The sequence below is a fragment of the Psychrobacter sp. NG254 genome (assembly GCF_015277735.1).
Taxonomy (GTDB): Bacteria; Pseudomonadota; Gammaproteobacteria; order Pseudomonadales; family Moraxellaceae; genus Psychrobacter.
Genome location: NZ_JADHDA010000003.1, coordinates 498569 through 513920, shown reverse-complemented (window position 1 = coordinate 513920; position 15352 = coordinate 498569). Strand labels below are relative to the sequence as shown.

The following is a 15352-nucleotide window of genomic DNA, read 5'->3' as shown; positions in this document are numbered from 1 at the left end:
TAGCCGTGATTTGAACCTTATCGAGAAAAATAGGTATAGGCTAAGTTTCTATGCCAAGGATGGATGGAGACTAATCTACCTAAACTATTTCATGATATGGGCTGTATCGATCTTATAAATAATTAACTATAGACAATCTTTGGTAAAATGTTACTTATGTTACTTATGTTACTTATGTTACTTATGTTACTTATGTTACTGAATAATTACCGTTCTTTTATTTTATATATACGTTATAATTGTCGAGTTTTTCCCAATCTCCAGTGATCTCAGAGTGAAAGAATTTATTTATGTTCAATAAAAGAATCTTAGTATCTTTAAAGTTTTTACCGGTTCAGATATTTGTAGGTTTGTTACTGTGCAATTGGATTCCGTATATATTTTTAGACTGGGGCTACCTAGACCAAGGGCTTAATAAGACCAGTACGTTCAATATTATTGCAAGCGGTATGCTTACCTTATTGACTTTATTTACTCTGAATTTGATACATCAGTTTCCAGGCATTAATTCTACTTCTTACATAATTCCTGTTTTCATTTTCTGGTTTGCTATCGTATTTGGGCTGGCTGAAGCAAGTTACTTTCCATTTTACTTGATCTATTATTTTATCAGTAGCATATGCTTGCTCAGTTATATCTTCATTGTCAATATCATTAACCGTTATTATAAAGTACAAACGCTTGCCTATATTCCAATAGGAAGAGCCATAGACATGCCCGAACAAGTACCGTCTGCCGAGTGGTTAAAATTAGACACAACGACTCTAGCTAAGAACGTAAACGGTATAGTGGCAGACCTTCATAGTTATGATTTGACTGATGACTGGCAGGAGTTTATTGCTCATAAGACTTTGCAAGGTATACCGGTATATCATCATCGTCATATTCGTGAGTCACTGACTGGTAGAGTTAAAATCAACCATATGTATGAGAATGAGCTCGGCTCTCTCTTGCCTTGTGAAAACTATATGTTGATAAAATATTGCTTTGATTTTTTAATTATTTTAGCGCTATTGCCAGCCACTCTCATCATTTGCCTATTTACGGCAATCGCGATTAAACTTGAAGACAATGGTAAGGTTTTCTATACCCAACTACGAGTTGGGCACCGAGGAAAGGCTATCAAAGTTTATAAATTCCGTAGTATGCGTGAAAAGGCGAAGGAAGTCTTAACCGTAGATAACGATGATCGTATTACCAAAGTTGGTCGATTCATCCGTAAAACGAGAGTGGATGAGCTTCCTCAGTTCCTAAATGTCATTAGAGGTGAAATGAGTCTTATCGGTCCTAGAGCTGAGTTTATTGATTTTGCCCTTAAGCTTGAGCAACAAGTGCCTTTTTTCAATTATCGTCATATTGTAAAACCTGGTATATCTGGTTGGGCTCAAGTCAATCAAGGGTATGCAACTGGTGCAGAAGAAACCAAATTGAAAATTGAATATGATTTTTACTATATAAAGCACATATCATTCACATTGGATTTACTGATTTTCTTTAGGACCATTCATACGACCTTTACGGGTTTCGGTTCGCGGTAACACCGCTCACCAAGTATCCTAAATCCGTTGAACATTACAGAGCATAAATGATCATTTGATAAGAACCCCACATAGAGTGCCTACTCTATGTGGGGTTCTTATCATTGGTCTCGTTATTTACCACCATATTTTGTATCAGCCTATCCCATAAAACGTACCTAGAGTCGGCCTCCTTTAAGCCAGTATTGCTGGTTTGGTCGAAAAAGGTAACTCAATCCTCTAATTGCCCTAATTTGAATATATCAACTTGAACAGCCATTCAATAACCACTACAATGCGTTTTTAGCACTTCTGGTGGTAATACTTTGTTTGTTTTTGAGTAATCACTCAATATTGTTCGTATTTTACCTGTGTTTGCTATCTGATAGTCCAGTGCCATAGTGCCCGTTTTATTTGCTTAGCTTGTTTCAATTCACTTTCAGTTTTTCTCAACAAGAGATTATTTATGCCAAAACACCTACCCCTTTCCCTATTATTGCTTCGCCTTGGTATCTTCATTGTGTTCTTTTTTTGGACGCTCGACAAATTTATAAACCCTGAGCACACCGCCAATGTATTTGCTAAATTTTATGCACTAGAAGGCTTAGGCACCAGTATTGTTTACGCCATTGGTAGCTTACAAATCATTCTTATCTTCTCATTTGTCATGGGTTTATTCAAAAAATGGACCTACGGCATCATTTTATTACTACATGCCGCTTCTACATTTGCCTCTTTTGGTCTTTATCTAACGCCTTTTGATAACTTGCTGTTCTTTGCGGCATGGCCAATGCTGGCAGCCTGTTTGGCACTGTTCTTAATGAGAGACTATGACACCCTAACATTGGGTAAAAATAATCTCCCAGTATAAACGTCGATAGCAGTGCTTATTGCTACAGTAGTATAAACATCAGACAACAAGACATAATTTATATACTATTAAGACTGCCGACTTAAATTTTTTATCGTAGTTAAGCGATTCAGACAATTCGATTTGATCGCCACGTTACTCAAATATTGTTACTTAAGTTTAGTTATTCAGATGATGAGTATTCTACAGTCTGAGTAATAACTACGATTTTAGCCTTTGCTCCCTTATTTGGCCGGATTTTCCATGATTAAAAGAATATTTTTAATACTATTAATATTGATATTAGCGGCAAGCTTTTTTTACTTTGACCTAAATCAATTATTGACGCTTGATGGCTTAAAAGGGTCGATGGCGCAATTTAATGAATACAAAGCGCAGTCACCGCTATTGATTATCGGTGGGTTTTTCTTACTATATGTTGTCGTCACTGCCCTCTCCTTACCAGGCGCTGCGATTTTGACGCTAGCCGCGGGTGCACTATTTGGTTTGGTTCAGGGCTTACTCGTTGCCTCATTTGCATCGAGTATTGGTGCTACGATTGCTTTCTTGGCATCGCGATATCTACTGCGTGACACCATCAAACAGCGCTTTCCTGAGCGGTTGGCAGCTATTGATGCAGGCGTCGAAAAAGAAGGTGGGTTTTATTTATTTACCTTACGTCTGGTACCCATATTTCCATTCTTTTTGATTAACCTATTGATGGGTGTAACGTCTATTAAAACATGGACTTATTACTGGGTCAGTCAAATCGGTATGCTGGCTGGAACGTTTGTCTTCGTCAATGCAGGGACACAGCTGGCACAGATAGACAGCTTATCGGGTATTTTATCTTTCAACTTAATTGTCTCGTTTGCGTTATTAGGTTTCTTCCCATTAATAGCAAAAGGAGTGTTGAACATGTTTAAAAAGCGCCGTGTTTATAAAAACCACACCAAACCTAAAAAGTTCGATCGCAATATGATTGTGATTGGCGCAGGCGCTGGCGGATTGGTCACAAGCTACATCGCTGCTGCCGTCAAAGCAAAAGTCACACTGATTGAAGCAGGTGAGATGGGCGGTGATTGTCTCAATTATGGCTGTGTACCTAGTAAAGCCATAATTAAGAGCGCAAAAATCGCTGACCAAATTCGTCATGGGGAAAACTACGGTCTAGAGAACACCGTACCGCAGTTTTCGTTCAAAAAAGTGATGGCACGCGTGCAGCAAGTAGTGGCTGATATCGCACCGCACGATAGCGTTGAGCGTTATACCAATCTGGGCGTCGATGTGGTCAAAGGCTATGCCAAATTGATTGACCCGTGGACAGTAGAGATTCAACTGAATGACGGCGGCATGCAGACCCTAACAGCGCGTACCATTGTCATTGCCACGGGCGCCCGTCCATTTGTACCGCCTCTGCCAGGCATAGAAGAAACAGGATACGTAACCAGTGACACGCTATGGACGAAGTTTGCTGAGCTAGAAGAAGCCCCGAAAAAGCTTGTCGTACTGGGCGGTGGACCAATCGGTAGCGAGCTTGCTCAAAGCTTTGCTCGATTGGGTTCTAATGTGACGCAAATTGAAATGAGCGATCGCATTATGGGTAAAGAAGATCTTGAAGTCTCTACCTTTGCTCACCAATCGCTCACTGATAGCGGCGTCAATATTTTGACCTCACATCAAGCGATGCGCTGCGAGATGCGTGATGGTAAAAAATACATTATCGTCAAACACAATGAAACAGAAATCGATATCGAGTATGATGAGCTACTTTGTGCCGTTGGTCGTAGCGCACGCCTAGAAGGTTATGGTTTAGAGGCGCTAGGTATCGAAACCAATCGTACCATCGTAACCAACGAATACCTAGAGACGTTATATCCCAATATTTTTGCCGCAGGCGATATCGTCGGTCCCTACCAGTTCACTCATGTCGCTGCCCATCAGGGTTGGTACGCCGCAGTGAATGGGCTGTTTGGTAATCTGAAGAAGTTTAAAGTAGATTATCGTGTCATTCCTTGGGTTACGTTTATCGACCCAGAAGTCGCTCGTGTCGGTATTAACGAGCAAGAGGCCATTGATAAAGGCATCGATTACGAGATTACTCGTTTTGAGTTTGAAGAGCTCGATCGCGCCATTACGGATAGCGCGGCTAAAGGCTTTATCAAAGTCATCACACCAAAAGGTAAAGACAAAATATTGGGTGTGACGGTCGTGTCTGAACATGCAGGCGACCTAATCGCTGAGTTTGTATTAGCAATGAAACACGGTCTGGGTCTCAATAAAATATTGGGCACCATTCATAGCTACCCTACTTGGGCAGAAGGCAACAAATATGCCGCTGGTGAGTGGAAACGTGCTCATGCCCCTGAGACCGTATTAAACTGGCTGGAGAAATACCATACTTGGCGTCGCGGTTAGTTAATGGCAGTTTGCTGGTAAGCATCGTTAAATAATGCGACTGGTAGGAAAGCTCTAAAAGACTCCAATAAAGCTGGTTTAGATTTCGTAGTATCTGTTTGGTTTGACATGGCAGACTACGAGATCTTTACCGGCTTTACTAACATTTAAATCATAACGGAAACTTGAATGCACGTTATTACCGCTTTACCGATGCTCAAACGTCTTACGCGCTATAGCACTTACGCTATGGTGATGAGCATTTGTATTGGTATATCAGCAAGCACGGCATCACCTACTACTGCTAATATTAGCCAAGACCTATCACCTTGGCAGCAGATAGAAGCCCAAGGTAGCAATCAAGACGTTTATTTCTATGCATGGGGCGGTGATCCACAGATTAATGCTTATCTACAGTGGGTCGCCGATCAAGTTGATGATAAATATAATATCAACTTAGTCCATGTTAAATTGAGCGACACCAGCGAAGCAGTCAGTCGGGTACTCGCAGAAAAGTCTGCTCATAATGACGATCAAGGCAGTGTTGATTTGGTCTGGATTAATGGTGCTAACTTTGCCACCATGAGTGAGAACTCATTGTTACTTAAGCAATGGGCAAACAAGCTGCCGAATTTTGCGCTGACAGATCCGAAAAACAACCCAACGGTTAATTTTGACTTTGGTGTACCAACCGATGGGATGGAAGCACCCTGGGGACAAGCCTCTCTGACGTTTTATTACGACAGCTTATCAACCAGTAAACCGCCAACAACGCTAAATGAGTTGACCGCTTGGACAGCACAAAACCCTGGCCGTTTTAGCTACCCAAAGCCGCCAGATTTTTTGGGTATGAGTTTCTTAAAATATGTCTTAGTCATGCTACATGAGCAACAAGATGCCAGTACAGGTAGGAATACGAGCGCTCAATTAGGTCTACCGGCTACTGAAGAAAATACTGCGCTCGTATTAGATCCGCTGTGGGCGTTTTTGGATGATTTTCATCCAACCTTATGGCGTAATGGCGAGCAGTTTGTACAGACAGGCGCGCAGATGCGGCGCTTGGTCGATGATACGGATCTGAGTCTCGCCTTTACTTTTTCGGCACCAGAGGTTCCTGCGGCTGTGCAGCGTTATGACTTACCCGAAAGCATTCGCAGCTATGCGATGAGTGACGGCAGCTTAAGCAATACTCATTTCGTTGCCATTCCTTATAACGCTAGTCATTCTCAAGCAGCGCAATTGGTAGCCAACTTTTTGATGAGTCCGGAAGCCCAAGCAAAAAAACAAACCCCTTCTGTATGGGGTGATAAAACCGTACTGGTCCAATCTACGCTTAGCCCTGCACAACAAGCATTATTCAAAACCAAGCAACCTCATCCAAGCGCCCTGCCCTTTGACAGTGTCAAGCGTACAGTGAGTGAGCCGCATCCAAGTTGGGTGGAGGCCATCATGCAGGGCTGGCAAGCACGTTATGGGGTGAGTCCATGAACCAAGGTTTTGATAAAATAACGAAAAAAGGTGATAGCCTTAGACCTATTACGCTTGAGAAAAAAGATCTGTTTACGCGTATCGTATCCTTTAGTCCCAAACTCTTAATTCTCATATTAATACTGCCGGTACTCTGTGGCCTAATCTGTGTACTGCTGCCTGCCCTGAGCTGGGTGCCTGCTTTAGAGAAAACGACCTTGAACCTGCAAGGGTTTATAGACCTGTGGCAAACGCCTGGCATCACGCAAATGGCTGCATTAAGTCTCGCTACAGGACTTATCAGCACCCTACTTGCTTTTGTCATTGCCCTGATGATATTAGCCGCGTTCTTTAACAGTGTTTGGTTGCAGCGTATTGAGCATTTATTAAGTCCCATCTTAGTCATTCCTCATGCAGCTGCAGCCATTGCCGTTGGGTTTTTGATTGCGCCGTCAGGTATGTTTGCACGGCTCATCTCCCCGTGGCTAACTGGTTGGGAGATGGCACCCGATGGCATGTTTCCGCATGATCCGTACGGTATTAGTATCATCTTAGGCTTAACCTTAAAAGAGCTGCCGTTTTTGCTATTAATGGCTTTGGGCGCGCTTGCTCAGCCTGAACTTGGCAAAAAACTGCGTCAACAATATACCGTTGCGCTCAATTTAGGTTATTACCCAATTACTGCTTTTTTTAAGGCGGTCTTGCCTCTGTTATATCCTTTTCTACGTTTACCGATTTTAGCAGTGCTTGCCTATGCCAGCGCAAGTGTCGAGATGCCATTGATCTTGGGTCCTAATACACCGCCAACGCTTGCTGTATCTATCATACAATGGTTTAACGATGTCGATCTTACCCTACGTATTAAAGCATCAGCAGGCGCATTATTACAGCTTGTACTGACAGCAGGTTTAGTCGGCTTTTGGCTGGGCGGCGAAAAAGCTATCAAAGCCATGTTTAGTGTTTCTTCAATCAATGGCAAGCGTCATTATGCAGACGCTATCTGGCAAAAAATCACCGCTATTCTTACCGTAGGCGTGATTGGTTTTATGATATTGTCGCTCGCTGGGCTTGTACTATGGGCATTTGCAGGATTTTGGCGGTTTCCGGCGATGCTACCAGAGCAATTTGTGCTATTACATTTTCAAAGTGCCTTTACCCAAATGAGCACACCATTGGTCAATACGCTTAGCATTGGTGCCGTCAGTACCGCCTTTGCTGTTTTTCTGACTTTGTTATGCTTGGAAGCTGAGCAACTGAGTGCTAAGCCACTATCACACTTCACCAGCTTTATTATTTACTTACCGCTCTTGGTGCCAAGTATTGCGTTTCTGTTTGGCTTAGTATGGTTACAGCAGTTGGCCAATCATCAGTCAGCATTTTTTAACGTGGCATTTGCGCATCTTTTATTCGTGCTGCCGTACGTGTTTTTATCACTGGCCAGTAGCTATCGACGCCTAGATCCTCGTTTTGCTCATGTGGCCGCAAGCCTTGGCGCTGCCCCTATCAAGGTATTCTTTCAGATAAAGCTGCCGCAGTTATTTGCCCCTATTTTGATTGCCATTGCTCTCGGTCTAGCGATCAGCTTTGGTCAGTATTTACCAACTCTATTGGCGGGCGGCGGACGTATTGCCACTATCACGACGGAAGCAGTGACACTGGCGAATGGCGCCAGTAGGCGTACCAGTGCTGTCTATGCCATTATGCAAATGGCGCTACCGCTCATCGGTTTTGTATTGGCTTGGATGCTACCCAAATACTTTTTTAGAAGTGGCACTCGATAGCACGCTAATCATAAACGAAAGCAAACGTTATCAAACATTAAAATAATCAGTCTTAAAAAACGCAACCAAAGGGTTCCTGATGCCATCATCTTTACAGATAAAAGACTTACAACTGTTTCGTCAAAACGAGCAGTTATTGAGTATCAACGAAGACATCGCTGGTGGTGACATTCTAACCGTGATGGGGCCTTCTGGTAGTGGTAAGTCCAGTCTACTAAACTGGCTGACAGGCACTTTGGCGAGCGATTTTACCGCGTCTGGTACTGTCTGGTTGAACGATGAAAACGTGACTCACCTGCCAGCACATTTGCGCCGTATTGGTGTGCTGTATCAAGATGCCCTGCTGTTCTCGCACCTATCAGTCGCGGGCAACATTGCTTTTGCCATGCCAAAAGGAAATAAAAAGCAGCGAGTTGAAAAAATAGCGCAGGCGTTAGCTCAAGTGGGATTAGAAGGGATGGGAGATCGTCACCCTGATAACCTATCAGGCGGTCAACAAGCGCGTGTCGCCCTACTACGAACGCTACTGAGTGAGCCCAAAGCGATACTACTTGATGAGCCCTTTAGCAAGCTCGATACCCAGCTGAGAATGGATACGCGGCAATTGGTGTTTGAGCAAATTCGTACTCATAAGTTGCCTGCTATCATGGTCACGCACGATCAAAGCGATGCCGAAGCAGCAAATGGCAAGGTTATTCAGGTAGGACGATAGTTTCGAGTATCAAAGCCAAATATCAACGCTAAATACCAAACCAAAGTATCAAAATACAAAAGGCAGCTCGCATGTTAGATAAGTTTATCACGCCCGTTATCAAGCCGCTGCTAACCCCAATAGTAGCGACATTGCATAAGCTCGGCGTTACTGCTGATCAGCTGACGGTAGTGGGATTTTTGATTGGGATGCTGGCCCTGCCACTACTGGCATTTGAGCTATGGTATGGTGCATTGGCCGCGATTATTCTCAATCGTGTTTTCGATGGGCTAGATGGTGCGATGGCACGATATGCACAGCAAAGCTCAAGTGCAGGCGGTTATCTCGATATTACCCTCGACTTTCTGTTTTACGCAGCCGTACCGCTTGGATTTATCTTGGCCAATCCTGCACAAAACGCTATTGCAGGTGCATTACTACTGGCGGCATTTATCGGTACAGGTTCGAGCTTTTTGGCCTTTGCAATCGCTGCAGAAAAGTTTGCACTAGACAAGCCTCAGTTTAAATATAAAAGCTTTTATTACCTCAATGGCCTCACTGAAGGCACCGAAACCATAGTGTTATTCATCGCCTTCTGCATTTGGCCACAGCATTTTGTATGGCTTGCCAGTATTTTTGCCGCAGCTTGCGCTATTACAATTTTTACCCGTATACATGGTGGCTATCATACCCTCAAGCAGTTAGAAACGGCGCAGCGGTAGTATGCTATGACAAGATATTATTGACTGAATTTAGGTTAATAGGCCTCAAGATAAAAGATTCAGTTCAAAAACTGAATTCAAAAATCGCTAAGTTAGCTAACATGTAAACATGCTACACCTGAGCAAAATCATCCACTCGCATGGCCTCTATCGACAATGCCATATCCTCAGCGAGCTCATGTACCGCCGAGCTATCGACATTACGCTGCGCAAAAGCACGCAGACCCATGACTTCCGCTTGTAGTCTTCGTCCGAGCCTCACGGCATCTAGCTGATTATCTAGCTCGCCCATCTCTTGAGCAGCTCTAAAGCATTCTATAAAGCGCGTCTCCATACCAGCCAGCAGCATCTCAACCTTATCCAATGCCGTTTGCTCACGAGTACCGAGCTCTAATAAGCTTTTAACCAACATACAAGCTCGGCTCGGTAACGCTTTATCAAGAATCCCCCCAAGCTGTCTGATATAAGCTGCCAGACCTAGCAATGGCGTTGAGTGATGGCTTAATACGCGCTCAAGCTCAGTCAGTCCTAGACGCGCATAGTATTCTAGGGCCTCTTGAAACAAGCCGTCTTTGCTTCCAAAAGCGGCATAAATGCTGCCTGGACGCATATCAAGCGCTTGCTCGATATCCTTCAATGAGGTGGCATGAAAACCTTTTTGCCAAAAAAGCTGTAGCGCGCGCTCCAAGGCATCCTGACGATTGTAAAGTGCGGTGCGTGACATAATGTGCCCCATTTAAAAAGCCGTGACCTCATATAAAAATGAGCACGGCTAGAAAACTTGAATGATTGCTCAATTTTATCCTGAATGGGCATAACAGTAAAGTTAATATAAGAAACGGTCTGGTAAACAAACGTAATGTTAGAGCGCGACCTAGCTATCAACAACCTTAATGATAGCTAGGTGCAAATCTTAATAACAGCTAGCGAGAAACGTGAAAATCTGGTTAATGAGTCAATAATACATGCTTACTCTTTTGATAAGCGGATAGACCGTCACTACCCAGCTCACGTCCGATACCGCTGTGTTTAAACCCGCCCCATCCAGCCTCAGGCAATACAATCTGTTGCTCATTGATCCAAATATGACCCGCTTGGATTTGTAATGCCATTTCTAGCGCAGCCGTTTCATCCGCACTGACGATGGTCGCCGCCAAGGCATACTTACTGTCGTTCGCGAGTCGAATTGCCTCTATATTGTCGGTAAACGTTGTACTGACTAATACAGGCCCAAACACTTCCTCCATCCACAACTGACTGGTCGTTGGCACATTGGTATAAATCGTTGGACGGGCAAAATATCCTGCGCCATCAACTATCTCGCCACCCGTTAAACAATCCAGATTTTCAGCCGTCGCAATATCAAAATACTTTTTAACTTGGGTTAATTGCTGCGCGCTGACCAGTGGGCCCATTTGCGTATCTGTCGCAAAACCATCACCAATTTGCAAATTTTCCGTTTTGACTTTTAATGCATCAAACAGCTGTGTAGCGATATTTTGATGTACAACCAATCGCGAAGTGGCCGAGCATATCTGACCTGCATTGGTAAATATTCCACCAATGATTAAATCACAAGCATGGTCAATATCAGCATCTGCGCATACCACGATAGCAGACTTACCGCCCAACTCTAGGCTAATGTCTTTGACACTTTTCGCAGCTTGGCTCATAACCTTTTCACCAACCACGTTACTACCCGTAAAAGAGACTTTATCAATGAATGGGTGACTGGTCATGGCAGCGCCTACTTCAGCCGCGCCCGGTAAAATATTGACCACCCCTTTTGGCAAGCCTATCTCAGATAAGATATTACCTAGCATGAGCTCTGGTAGTAGCGTCACCTCAGACGGTTTTAATAATACAGTACAACCTGCTGCTAACGCAGGTGCTAGCTTCCAAGAAGTCGTCACCATCGGGAAATTCCAAGGCGTAATCAGCGCGCAGATACCAACAGGCGCATATGTCTTTAACAATCGTATGCCTGACTCAAGTGTGGACACTTCAGACCATGTGGCCTGCTCCGTGATGAGGTTGGCATAATAACGATAGCAAGCGATAGCATCACCGACGTCTATCTTCGCTTCCTCAATTGGCTTGCCGTTATTTAGCACAGACAATCCAACCAAGGTATCAAATCGCTGCTCCATCCTATCTGCAATCTTATTGAGATACCCTGCGCGTTCGCTTACCGTGGTTTGAGACCAGCTAACAGCAGCCTCAGAAGCAGCGCTAACTGCCAATGCTACATGAGCACTGGTACACAGACGCGTCGTTGCAATCACCTCGCCTGAGTTTGGATCATACAACGCATGCTCGTTTGCGTTATCAGAGCCTATATTATTAGAAGACATGACAACAGAATCAGTCGCCAGTGCTTCAATCATAATCCAGTCGCCATTGATATAAGCAGCGTTTAACACAACTTCATTTTGAGCTGTTTGTATGGCACTTTCTCGGGTCAAGCTTTCAGGGTTCAGCGTATCCATCATGGTCAATCACCTTTATTCTTAAATTAAATGGTCTTGATATGCTGCGCTACGAATCATGTCTCTTTTATTAATATGACAGTTGCTGTACATAGCGCGCGTAAAATACTGAGTCAAACAATCGGTTTTCCTACCTACAGAAAAACCGATTGTTTTTATGCGAGATGCTCTATTGATAGTAAACGCAACACTAATAGAGCAGATGCGCTACGGATGTGATAACTACCAAGCTGATGAGTGTACGAAGTACGAAGATGAAGAACAGCTCTAGCACATTCAGTTTGATATTAGATTTCAAAATCAGCGCACCCACTTCAGACATATAGATAATCTGGGTGATTGAGGCAGCACCAACGATGAATCGTGTCATCTCACTCTCGATACTTTTGCCGACCAATGCTGGCAGATACATATCCGCAAAGCCCATAATCATGGCAGGAGCTGCTTTTGCCGCCTCTGGAATCTGTAACCATTCAAGGACTGGTACTAATGGCGTGGCCAACCAGTTAAAGACAGGCGTGTACTCAGCCAAACCAAGACCGATAGTACCAATCGCAAAAATAACAGGGATGAGGCCAAAATAGATATCAAATAGATTGTGTAGGCTGCGTTTGAATACCTGACCCAAGCTTGGCATAGAATGCGCGCGCGTCACAGCACGGTTGACTGCCCACTGATACGTGGTGTACTCAGCAGGAATACCTTCATCCAGCATACTTTTACCAGAGTGATAGGTATCAGGCTTGAGCGATAATGGCGGGATACGCGGCATGATGATCGCAGCGATAAAGCCCGTCAGCGCAATGGTCAGATAAAAATAGACGAAGTTATTGTCCACGCCGATGGTTTTGGCCACCACATAAGTGAAAGCAATGGAGGTAACGGAAAAGGTGGTTGCAATGATTGCCGCTTCGCGCTGGCTATAAAAACTCTTGTCATATTCTTGCATGGTGACCAGCAAACCGATAGAGGCCGCCCCAAACCAAGAAGACATCGCATCAACGGCAGAACGACCCGGCAACTTAAACAGCTTGATAAACACTTTACTGGCTAAAGTACCCAAAAACTCCATCAAGCCAAAGTCTGTCAAAAATGGCAGCGATAAAATGGCAAAGAAAAACAAAGGAATCAGAATAGGAATCAAATCTTCGAAAATGACGCCACCCGTATTACGGTTAATAATAAACTCAGGGCCGACTTGCAGATAAATCATCCAAACAAACAGCGTACCCAAAAATCGCGTGGTCAACCAAAACCAATCAACATCGAACAGCTTTTTGACCAGTGAGTCTGCAGGCAAATTGGGTCTAAGCACCTTGACTGCCAACGCCCCAATAAAGGAGACCGACACGATGGCCATGGTGATATAGACCACAAAACCGCCCAACGCCGCTTGTAGCGTATCGGTCAACACACCCAATAAAATCGTGACCTTACCACCCCATTGAAAGGGAATGATAAATAGCGCAATACCCAATGCTGAAAACAATAGGAACTTCCACATTGCTGCACGCCACTGTCCTGCTTTTGGCGTTTCTGGATCGACCGTATTATTCCCTAAAATCGGCTGCTGCGACTTATCCATATAACTCGTCATTTAATTTCTCCTTAATGGGCGATGATTGCCAGTTTTTCCATTTCTCTGTCTGACCAATACCTGGGTTAAGCGAATTGGTTGGATCCAGTTTTTTATAAAAATAATGTAGTGCCGTTTTTGCAGGGTATACGTGCCCCACATTGTGTTCAGCGGGATACTCAATATGACGCTTATCATAAAATGCCAGCAGGTCTTCCTTGAACTGCTTGGCATCCGTTTTGGGATTTAAAAAATAGTCTTGGTGCATGACATGGCAGAAAAAATGCCCCAGATAAAAGGTTTTACTGACTTGTTCTTTTAGGTGATGAGGTAAAGTCTCATCCCAATCTGTCGCGTTTCTTGGTAAGGCAATATCAGTCGCTAACAGCTCACCAAACTCTGTGTGGTTGAGATTATGGTAGCGAAACATAGCGGCAGTGGCGGCACTGCGAAATACCAATAATGCTTGGGCCTCTGTTTCAGTACACAGATGCAATGCGCCTTTATACTGCCGTATGTGGTTTTGCAAAAAAGCTTTAGCTGCGGCAATAGGGTCTTTTTTATCTTTGCTATCATTATGGCCGGTATCTGTAGCAACGCCATCTGCTACTTTTATGATCAAATGATAACGGTATGAGAGCGCTTGCGTGCTCAAAGGCGCAGGTAATGATGGCGGCATAAACCTCGATGCCATTTGTAATATTCGATCGGGCAATGTCTTGGGCAAGCGCCATTTATTCAAGTAATAGCCAATTCTGGCTTGGAGACGGTACAGCGCGCCTATCTGACTTGCAGGTAATCTCCGCATACTCAAACAAGTGTCACGGCCATAACGCAGGGTGATGTCGTTATAGTCTCTATGCATATACTCAGCAAACACTGGTAGGTTTAGCTCACTTTTTAGCCACTGCTGACGCAGAGCAGTCAAGGTATCTGCATCGTTGGTCGAGATATAAAAGGTTTTCTCTCGCTTAGGTTTGGCAAAGGTCGCCACTCTCACTGCAAACACGATGACCTTGCCAGCCGATCCTGATGCCTCATACAAGCCATTAGGATCATTGTTAAATCTGGCTGGCGTATCGGCATCACAGTCACGTACTTTATGCTGGTAATGATGATTGCTACAAGTATTGCTCTGGCTGATATGGTGAGTGTCGTCAGTAGCGCTAGAACTACTAGCAAGTGTTGAGGCTTTATCAAATGTGCCATTTTGCAGAGTCTCAAGCATCTCCTCTGGCTGCGTCCCCAACTCAATGCCTAGATGGTTGATCAACTCAAAATGACCTGAGCTGTTACGTCTGGCAAACAGCGCCATCTCAGTATAAGCAGGGCCACGCTGCACCAACATGCCGCCTGAGCTGTTGCAGATACCGCCAATCACCGAGGCACCCACACAACTAGAGCCCAATACTGAGTGCGGCTCACGGCCTAATGGCGCAAGGGTAGACTCTAATTGCTGCAGCGTGGCAGCGGGCAAAGCAACAAGCTCTGTCGCGTCATTGAGCAGATAAATACCATCTAATAGCTGCATCGAGATGATAACCAGCGGTCGGTCATACTCACCATACGGCGTTGAACCACCCGTCAATCCAGTGTTTGCCGCTTGAGCAATGATAATCACATCGGCCGTAGCACAGACATTGATGGCGCGCCATAGTGCCACAAGTGTGGGCGGTGTCACAACTGTTATGGTCGCATTCGTGATCGTATCAATCGCGCCTTGCACATAAGCTTGCTGCTGGCTGGGACTGGTCAGCACATTGCTCACGCCAACCGCAGCTGCCAAATCCGATAGTAGATTTGGTAGCTGCTTATGCTTGGCTTTTGAGACGCTTGTAATATGTGACACATTTGACATGAGG

11 protein-coding genes are annotated in these 15352 nt (G+C 44.3%); 7 read left to right on the top strand and 4 right to left on the bottom strand.

Annotation, left to right across the window (positions count from 1 at the left end; all coding sequences use genetic code 11):
• Positions 1–290 precede the first annotated feature (290 nt).
• The 7 genes from IP510_RS07480 to IP510_RS07450 all read left to right on the top strand — a co-directional run bounded on the left by IP510_RS07480 (position 291) and on the right by IP510_RS07450 (position 9425).
• On the top strand, positions 291–1538 hold the full coding sequence (locus IP510_RS07480) for a sugar transferase (RefSeq protein ID WP_227669564.1): 1248 nt from the start codon (positions 291–293) through the stop codon (positions 1536–1538).
• Between the two features lie 445 nt (positions 1539–1983).
• Complete coding sequence (locus tag IP510_RS07475; RefSeq protein WP_194364128.1) at positions 1984–2388, top strand: hypothetical protein; 405 nt, start codon at positions 1984–1986, stop codon at positions 2386–2388.
• Between the two features lie 243 nt (positions 2389–2631).
• The gene (locus IP510_RS07470; RefSeq protein ID WP_194364127.1) at positions 2632–4785 is read left to right on the top strand and encodes an FAD-dependent oxidoreductase; all 2154 of its coding nucleotides are present in this window, start codon (positions 2632–2634) and stop codon (positions 4783–4785) included.
• A 168-nt stretch (positions 4786–4953) separates the two neighbouring features.
• Positions 4954–6252, top strand: coding sequence for an ABC transporter substrate-binding protein (locus IP510_RS07465; protein ID WP_194364126.1), 1299 nt, complete (start codon positions 4954–4956; stop codon positions 6250–6252).
• Positions 6249–8012 carry an ABC transporter permease gene (locus IP510_RS07460; protein ID WP_194364125.1) on the top strand — a complete coding sequence of 588 codons (1764 nt, stop codon included), beginning with the start codon at positions 6249–6251 and terminating at the stop codon, positions 8010–8012. Before IP510_RS07465 ends, IP510_RS07460 begins: the two co-directional genes overlap by 4 nt.
• Before the next feature lie 79 nt (positions 8013–8091).
• A complete protein-coding gene (locus tag IP510_RS07455; protein ID WP_194364124.1) occupies positions 8092–8724 on the top strand; it encodes an ATP-binding cassette domain-containing protein in 633 nt (210 codons plus the stop codon).
• Positions 8725–8795: 71 nt separating this feature from the next.
• Positions 8796–9425: a CDP-alcohol phosphatidyltransferase family protein gene (locus tag IP510_RS07450; RefSeq protein ID WP_194364123.1), complete on the top strand. Its 630-nt coding sequence runs from the start codon at positions 8796–8798 to the stop codon at positions 9423–9425.
• 112 nt (positions 9426–9537) lie between these two features.
• Here the strand turns inward: IP510_RS07450 and IP510_RS07445 are convergent, their stop codons facing one another.
• From IP510_RS07445 to dld, 4 genes are all read right to left on the bottom strand, one after another.
• Complete coding sequence (locus tag IP510_RS07445; protein ID WP_194364122.1) at positions 9538–10149, bottom strand: TetR/AcrR family transcriptional regulator; 612 nt, start codon at positions 10147–10149, stop codon at positions 9538–9540.
• A gap of 223 nt (positions 10150–10372) precedes the next feature.
• On the bottom strand, positions 10373–11917 hold the full coding sequence (locus tag IP510_RS07440; RefSeq protein WP_227669562.1) for an aldehyde dehydrogenase family protein: 1545 nt from the start codon (positions 11915–11917) through the stop codon (positions 10373–10375).
• 187 nt (positions 11918–12104) lie between these two features.
• Complete coding sequence (locus IP510_RS07435) at positions 12105–13511, bottom strand: YjiH family protein (RefSeq protein ID WP_194364121.1); 1407 nt, start codon at positions 13509–13511, stop codon at positions 12105–12107.
• Positions 13492–15348, bottom strand: coding sequence for a D-lactate dehydrogenase (gene dld / locus IP510_RS07430; protein WP_194364120.1), 1857 nt, complete (start codon positions 15346–15348; stop codon positions 13492–13494). Before dld ends, IP510_RS07435 begins: the two co-directional genes overlap by 20 nt.
• Between the last annotated feature and the right edge of the window lie 4 nt (positions 15349–15352).

What these genes read in the sequence shown, in the direction of transcription:
- IP510_RS07480 (WP_227669564.1), top strand. Translation starts at nt 291, where the DNA reads ATGTTCAATAAAAGAATCTTAGTATCTTTAAAGTTTTTACCGGTTCAG.
- IP510_RS07475 (WP_194364128.1), top strand. Translation starts at nt 1,984, where the DNA reads ATGCCAAAACACCTACCCCTTTCCCTATTATTGCTTCGCCTTGGTATC.
- IP510_RS07470 (WP_194364127.1), top strand. Translation starts at nt 2,632, where the DNA reads ATGATTAAAAGAATATTTTTAATACTATTAATATTGATATTAGCGGCA.
- IP510_RS07465 (WP_194364126.1), top strand. Translation starts at nt 4,954, where the DNA reads ATGCACGTTATTACCGCTTTACCGATGCTCAAACGTCTTACGCGCTAT.
- IP510_RS07460 (WP_194364125.1), top strand. Translation starts at nt 6,249, where the DNA reads ATGAACCAAGGTTTTGATAAAATAACGAAAAAAGGTGATAGCCTTAGA.
- IP510_RS07455 (WP_194364124.1), top strand. Translation starts at nt 8,092, where the DNA reads ATGCCATCATCTTTACAGATAAAAGACTTACAACTGTTTCGTCAAAAC.
- IP510_RS07450 (WP_194364123.1), top strand. Translation starts at nt 8,796, where the DNA reads ATGTTAGATAAGTTTATCACGCCCGTTATCAAGCCGCTGCTAACCCCA.
- IP510_RS07445 (WP_194364122.1), bottom strand. Translation starts at nt 10,149, where the DNA reads ATGTCACGCACCGCACTTTACAATCGTCAGGATGCCTTGGAGCGCGCG.
- IP510_RS07440 (WP_227669562.1), bottom strand. Translation starts at nt 11,917, where the DNA reads ATGATGGATACGCTGAACCCTGAAAGCTTGACCCGAGAAAGTGCCATA.
- IP510_RS07435 (WP_194364121.1), bottom strand. Translation starts at nt 13,511, where the DNA reads ATGACGAGTTATATGGATAAGTCGCAGCAGCCGATTTTAGGGAATAAT.
- dld (WP_194364120.1), bottom strand. Translation starts at nt 15,348, where the DNA reads ATGTCAAATGTGTCACATATTACAAGCGTCTCAAAAGCCAAGCATAAG.